The sequence below is a fragment of the Desulfurella sp. genome (assembly GCF_023256235.1).
In the GTDB taxonomy this organism is placed as follows: Bacteria; Campylobacterota_A; Desulfurellia; order Desulfurellales; family Desulfurellaceae; genus Desulfurella.
Map to the genome: position 1 here is coordinate 425 of NZ_JAGDWY010000018.1, position 2,121 is coordinate 2,545.

General features: G+C 31.4%; 2 protein-coding genes and 1 pseudogene. 1 reads left to right on the plus strand and 2 read right to left on the minus strand.

All coding sequences use genetic code 11. The features are described from left to right. Both Q0C22_RS01840 and Q0C22_RS01845 read right to left on the minus strand, forming a co-directional pair. A pseudogene (locus tag Q0C22_RS01840) lies at positions 1-573 on the minus strand (hypothetical protein); the annotation flags it as partial. Continuing rightward, complete coding sequence (locus Q0C22_RS01845) at positions 570-851, minus strand: hypothetical protein (protein ID WP_291490391.1); 282 nt, start codon at positions 849-851, stop codon at positions 570-572. The pseudogene Q0C22_RS01840 and the gene Q0C22_RS01845, both read right to left, overlap by 4 nt. A gap of 95 nt (positions 852-946) precedes the next feature. On the opposite strand from Q0C22_RS01845, the gene Q0C22_RS01850 reads away from it, so the two are divergent. After that, positions 947-1,888 (plus strand): DUF523 and DUF1722 domain-containing protein, encoded by a 942-nt coding sequence (locus Q0C22_RS01850; RefSeq protein WP_291490392.1) that lies wholly within the window; start codon positions 947-949, stop codon positions 1,886-1,888. Positions 1,889-2,121: the final 233 nt, after the last annotated feature.

Consider the following 2,121-nt stretch of genomic DNA (forward strand, 5'->3'; position numbering starts at 1 on the left):
GTCTGCTGTTATTTGTGTTGCTCTTGTGGCATCACATTGCGATGTAACAGAATTCCCGCTTGCACAAGATGCAGGCTCACCGCCTGTTAATGACCATTTCGCTAAATCTGATCTTGACATAACAAGGAAATTTAAACAATTACCTGAATAACTGTTAGAATAATCAATATTTAGACTTGGGATAGACCAATTTTGATTCCAACTGAACAAACTGCCAGGACAGCTTGTATGAGGCGTTGTTGACACTGAACCTGTCTGATACCAGAAGTTATTTGATGAATCATAAGAATATACCTGCGTAGGATCGAAATAGCCTTCATAAGTTTGTGAACTGCTGTATGAGGTTGGGCAATTGCCATTACCATCATCATTACAGTACCCGGAATAAGTATCGTCAGGATTATAAGCAGACCAACCCATCGAACCGCTAACATCTTGAACAATTAATACATTAGGTGATACATTCTGCGACAAAAAAGGCGGTGTAGAACAATATTGTGCCATATCTGCAAAAGCTTTAACAGATAAAATTATAAAAAAAATAATGCTTGCAAGTAAATAAATTTTTCTCATTGCACACCTTTATTATTTGGGTTTGCCAATAAAACTTTTGAACAATTTCTGTCAATTTGCATAACGAAATTTACTTTATTTATAAGATTATTAGGTATTGCTTGAGGATTTTTTACATAAACTGTATGTTTTCCAGAGCATACTTTGGAATAAATTACTACTTTAGCTATGTTTTTATTTACAGACAAAATTTTTCCTACAACAAGCCTATACTTATCAGCATATACTTTTGTTGCAAAAAATATAAATATTGCTAGGCAAAATAATATTTTTTTCATCAGTTGCCTCTTTAATAATATAGTGTTATTCCAAAAATCAGTCAATAAAAAAACTATTTCTTGTAAAAATTTAATAAAAAAATTATAATCATAAAATGATTAAAATTGGTGTATCTTCATGTTTAATTGGCATTGAATGTGCATACAATGGTTCATCAAGAAAAGATGATTTTGTGGTAAGCTTATCCAAATACTTTGAATTTGTACCTTTTTGTCCAGAAGATGCAATTTTATCACACCCAAGAGAATCTATGAAATTAGTTTTAGACAAAAATGGAACAATTCGCTCAGTTGGTAACAAGACAAAAACAGATTACACCAAACCAATAATTGAATACTCTCTAAATGCAGCTCAAAAAGCAAAACAAGAAAATATATGTGGATTTATATTTACAGCTAAATCTCCAAGTTGTGGCGTATTTAGAGTCAAATTATACTTAGAAAACTCCATGCCAGTCGACACTACAAAAGGACTTTTTTCTAAAACCATAATAGAACAGTTTCCTTTTTTACCCTACGAAGAAGAAAAACGCTTAAGCGATCCTTGGCTTAGATATAATTTTATTGTAAGTGTTTATGCTTATTCTGAAATGATACAGCTAAATAAAAACCCATCCAGAAAAGCCCTGATTGATTTTCACACACGTTATAAATTTTTACTATTATCAAAAAGCACAAAAAACTACAAAAAATTAGGCCAAATTGCATCATTCGCAAACAACACACATGAAACATTTAACTCATACACTGCTCTATTTTTAGAAACAATGCTTATAAAAAGCAAAAAAAATCAAGTATATAATGCTTTAGAACATATGTTTGGGTTTATAAAAGATTTTTTATCAAGTGAAGAAAAAATTGTATTTTTAAGTACGCTTTTAGATTTTAAAAAAGGCATTGTTCCACTTGTTGCAATAAATAGAATGTTTGAGCTATATATCGAAAAATACAATATTGGTTACTTAAAAAACCAGGCTTTTTTTAATTTATACCCAAAAGACTTGGGACTTGATTCTAATACTTTAGCGTTTAAGTAACTTTGATTTAGTAACTAAAATTAGCGTTTCAAATACGATAGAAAGATGAGATACTTTGCGTTACACTTCAAAATTACTGATAAAGCGTCATAAATAGGAGATTCTTCGCTTATACTTCAGAATGACGGGTAAGGGTTTCACCTTAAAGCACCAAGCAAAGCCAGTCACCTTAAAGCGATAGCAAAGTCAGTCACCTTAAAGCGCAAGCGAAGGATCTCACTTTTAAGTGGGGA

Excerpts from the sequence above, each read along its gene's own strand:
- Q0C22_RS01845 (WP_291490391.1), bottom strand. The coding sequence starts at position 851 with ATGAAAAAAATATTATTTTGCCTAGCAATATTTATATTTTTTGCAACA.
- Q0C22_RS01850 (WP_291490392.1), top strand. The coding sequence starts at position 947 with ATGATTAAAATTGGTGTATCTTCATGTTTAATTGGCATTGAATGTGCA.